Source organism: Sulfurihydrogenibium yellowstonense SS-5 (assembly GCF_000173615.1).
GTDB lineage: Bacteria > Aquificota > Aquificia > Aquificales > Hydrogenothermaceae > Sulfurihydrogenibium > Sulfurihydrogenibium yellowstonense.
Genome location: NZ_ABZS01000172.1, coordinates 1 through 3628, shown reverse-complemented (window position 1 = coordinate 3628; position 3628 = coordinate 1). Strand labels below are relative to the sequence as shown.

At 33.2% G+C, this 3628-nt stretch carries 4 protein-coding genes; 3 read left to right on the top strand and 1 reads right to left on the bottom strand.

Going from position 1 to position 3628, the window contains the following annotated elements; translation table 11 throughout:
• Positions 1–46 precede the first annotated feature (46 nt).
• The gene (gene leuD, locus SULYE_RS06955) at positions 47–547 is read right to left on the bottom strand and encodes a 3-isopropylmalate dehydratase small subunit (RefSeq protein WP_198001801.1); all 501 of its coding nucleotides are present in this window, start codon (positions 545–547) and stop codon (positions 47–49) included.
• Positions 548–605: 58 nt separating this feature from the next.
• Here leuD and trpS point away from each other — a divergent pair, with 58 nt between their 5' ends.
• From trpS to SULYE_RS06940, 3 genes are all read left to right on the top strand, one after another.
• A complete protein-coding gene (gene trpS, locus SULYE_RS06950; RefSeq protein ID WP_007547896.1) occupies positions 606–1784 on the top strand; it encodes a tryptophan--tRNA ligase in 1179 nt (392 codons plus the stop codon).
• Positions 1785–1877: 93 nt separating this feature from the next.
• Positions 1878–2249 carry a hypothetical protein gene (locus SULYE_RS06945; protein ID WP_007547895.1) on the top strand — a complete coding sequence of 124 codons (372 nt, stop codon included), beginning with the start codon at positions 1878–1880 and terminating at the stop codon, positions 2247–2249.
• A gap of 36 nt (positions 2250–2285) precedes the next feature.
• Positions 2286–2717: a kinetochore Spc7 family protein gene (locus SULYE_RS06940; RefSeq protein ID WP_007547894.1), complete on the top strand. Its 432-nt coding sequence runs from the start codon at positions 2286–2288 to the stop codon at positions 2715–2717.
• Positions 2718–3628: the final 911 nt, after the last annotated feature.

The window sequence follows — 3628 nt, the reverse complement described above, 5'->3', positions numbered from 1 at the left end:
TAAAACAGTCTTACTGTCTTCTGTTAAGTCGATTGCCGTTAGTATCTTACGAAGCATTTTTTATTTTTTCCTTAGCGTATTCCATCAAGCCGCCGGCTTTTAAAATAGCTTGTAGATTTTCCGGTAGAGGTTTTATCTTATACTCTTTATTTTTAGTAACATTTCTTATAACACCTTGGTTAATATCAATCTCTAAAATATCTCCTTCCTCGGCCTCTCTTGCAGCTTCCGGAGATTCTATGATTAATAAGCCTAAGTTAATAGCATTTCTAAAGAATATTCTTGCAAAAGATTCAGCTACTACTGCAGCAATTCCGGCACCCTTGATGGCAAGAGGAGCATGTTCTCTTGAAGACCCGCAACCAAAGTTTTTGCCAGCAACAAGTATATCACCTTCTTTTACTTTTGATGGAAACGTTGGGTCTGCATCTTCCATTACGTGTTTTGCAAGTTCTTTTGGGTCTGTAGTCACAAGATATCTTGCAGGTATTATTTGGTCTGTATCAACGTCATCTTTAAACTTCCAAACTCTTCCTCTAATCATAATAATATCTCCTCCTGAATTAGGTTAGAATTATTATAACAAAAATAGAAGGAGGCAATTTATGAGAATAGTTAGCGGTATGCGTCCTACAGGAAAGCTTCACTTAGGACATTACTTTGGCGTTATAAAAAACTGGCTAAAATTACAAGATAGCAATGAATGTTTTTTCTTCGTTGCAGATTGGCATGCATTGACAAATAAATACAAAGAAACGTCCGATTTAAAACAAAATATTTACGACCTTGTAATAGACTGGCTTTCTTGCGGTATTAATCCGGAGAAGAGCACTATCTTTGTCCAATCAGGAGTTAAAGAACACAGTGAGCTTGCATTACTCTTTGGCATGATAACACCAAAAAGCTGGCTTGAACTAAACCCATCATACAAAGATTTAAAATTTAACTTAATTTTCCAATACATAAGAGACTTTCTATTTGGAAAAAACATAAAAATAGACCAAGACAAATTACATGAGATTGTATATAAAGCTTTTTATCACAAAAAAGATATAGATTACGAAGGATTAACGAAAGATTTAACAGATTTAAAAATCAAACAAGAAATAGTAAATGAAATAATTCACAACATAAAAGAAGGAGATATTGGAAAAGATATAGACACATTCGGATTCTTTGGATATCCTATCTTAATGGCAGCCGACATCTTAATCTATAATGCAGATGCAGTTCCGGTAGGAGAAGACCAGCTACCGCATATAGAAATAACAAGAGAAATAGCAAGAAGATTTAACAATCTTTACAGTCCCATATTTAAAGAACCGCAAGCTTTATTGACAGAATCATCAAAGCTTCTTGGAATAGATGGTAGGAAAATGTCTAAATCTTACAATAACACGATAGCATTAAGCGAGCCAAGAGAAACTCTTGAGAAAAAAGTCTTATCTATGAAAACAGACCCACAAAGACTTAAAAAAACCGACCCGGGAAGACCGGAAATCTGTAATGTATTTTCTTATCATAAATATTTCACAGATTTGCAGGAAGTAGATAAAATTCAAGCAAAATGTAGAAATGCCGAAATAGGATGTGTAGAGTGTAAAAGAATTTTATTTGAGAATGTAGATAAATTTTTATCTCCTATAAGGGAAAAAAGAAAAGAATATGAAGAAAATATTGGGTACGTTGAAAAAATAATTATAACCGGAACCCAAAAAGCTAAAGAAGCTGCAAAAGAAAATATGAAGAATGTTAGAAATGCAATGGGGTTGATAAACTTTTGAAAAATTACAAATTTCTAATTTGACTTTTGGTGTAAAATGAAGTAATATTAAAATTAGATTAAATAAAAATTTTATTATCAGGAGGTATTAAAGATGAAAAAGTTATTCGTAGTAGCGTTAGCAGTAGGTTCGGTAGCATTAGCAAGCTGTTCAAGTGCAAACTATGCAACAAAAGAATATGTAGACCAACAGGTAGCAGGAGTTACTGAAAAAGTTAACTCTGTAGATGCTAAATTATCAGCATTAGAGAGAGAAGTTGCTGCTTTAAAATCTTCTGGAAGTTCTGTATCAGCAGCAAAAATTAACGACTTAGAAGCTCAAATTAATCAAATGAAAAACAGATGCCCAGAAGCATGCAATGGAAAAATTTCTGCTTTAGAAAAAGATGTTGCTGAATTAAAAGAAAAAGTAGAAAAACAATCTGCTTATATGGAAAAAGAAGTTGAAAAATCTATGAGAAAATAATTTTCATAGTCTGTAAACAAATTAAGGAGGAAAAAAATGAAAAAGTATATATTAATGAGTACGGGAGCGATTGTAGCATCATTTACATTCGCGAACGCTCAATTAGCAGCTTCAGAATGTGGATGTTATGATGCTCCAATAGGAAAAGATGTACCAAAAAGTAATTATGTTTCAAAAGAATATGTTGATGAAAAATTCGCACCTATTTTTCAAAAGCTTGATGCTATAAATGGCAGGGTAGAATCTCTTTCTAAAGAATTGGCAAACTTAAAAAATGATTCATCTGCTGGACTATCTCAAAAAGTTGCAGATTTAGAAGCTGCTTTGAATTCTTTAAAAGGCTCTTGTCCATCAGCATGCAATGCTAAATTATCTGAAGTTGAGAAAAATATTGCTGAATTGAAAGAAAAAGTAGAAAAAAGATCTGCTCATATGGAAAAAGAAGTTGAAAAATCTATGAGAAAATAATTTTCTTTCCCCCTCCCTCTAGTGGGAGGGATCTTATTATATTCAAAAAGATTTTAAGTCATAAAGCTTTTATTAAGCTGAAAATAATTAGAATCACTACACATTCCAAATATCATTTCAAGACAGATACCTAATTTTCTTCTTTAAGCTTGATTTTTAAAATAATAGTTCTTACAGCCTTTAGGCTACACGGTGAGCCTGTTCCAAAATTCTTGCAAGCTTACCTTTCCGTATCATCCTGAAGCTATAAGCTGAAGGATCTCGTCTTTTGATTTGAAAAGAAAAGGAGGAGATTCTTCGCAAGGCTGCAGAATGACAACGTTGATTTTTACAAGCAGTCTCAGTCATAGATTTTAAAGATAGCGTTTTATTGTGTAATAAGAGGTTATTCTTTTGTGAAGTTGTTTTTGATTTAAAAGATGTCAAGATAGAATGGGAAAGATTACTTCCATATCAGGCTAAGCTGAATAATCAAGAGTAGCTTGAAAATATACTTACTTCTTTATGACCCACACGGTTCAGATGGAACTTTAACGTGAGAAGTGAAACGTGAAACGTGAAAAGAATTTTAAATCCGTCTCACATCTCACGTCTCACGTCTCACGTCTCACCTCTTACATAACCCACACGGTTCAGATGTAACTAAAGAAAAGTCAGACATGCTTGTATATGAACTTTTAACTTTCTAACCCACACGGTTCAGATGTAACGAAATAAGCAGAAGAGTGATACTCAAAGTTAAGAGAACTTTCTAACCCACACGGTTCAGATGTAACTTTAGCCACCATTAAAGATATTGCTAATACTATTAATCTTTCTAACCCACACGGTTCAGATGTAACTAGATAGAAAGGCTCAACGATGCAATTAAGGAAACCACTTTCTAACCCACACGGTTCAGATGTAACAAA

Coding starts and splice junctions, on each gene's coding strand:
- trpS (WP_007547896.1), top strand. CDS start 606: ATGAGAATAGTTAGCGGTATGCGTCCTACAGGAAAGCTTCACTTAGGA.
- SULYE_RS06940 (WP_007547894.1), top strand. CDS start 2,286: ATGAAAAAGTATATATTAATGAGTACGGGAGCGATTGTAGCATCATTT.
- SULYE_RS06945 (WP_007547895.1), top strand. CDS start 1,878: ATGAAAAAGTTATTCGTAGTAGCGTTAGCAGTAGGTTCGGTAGCATTA.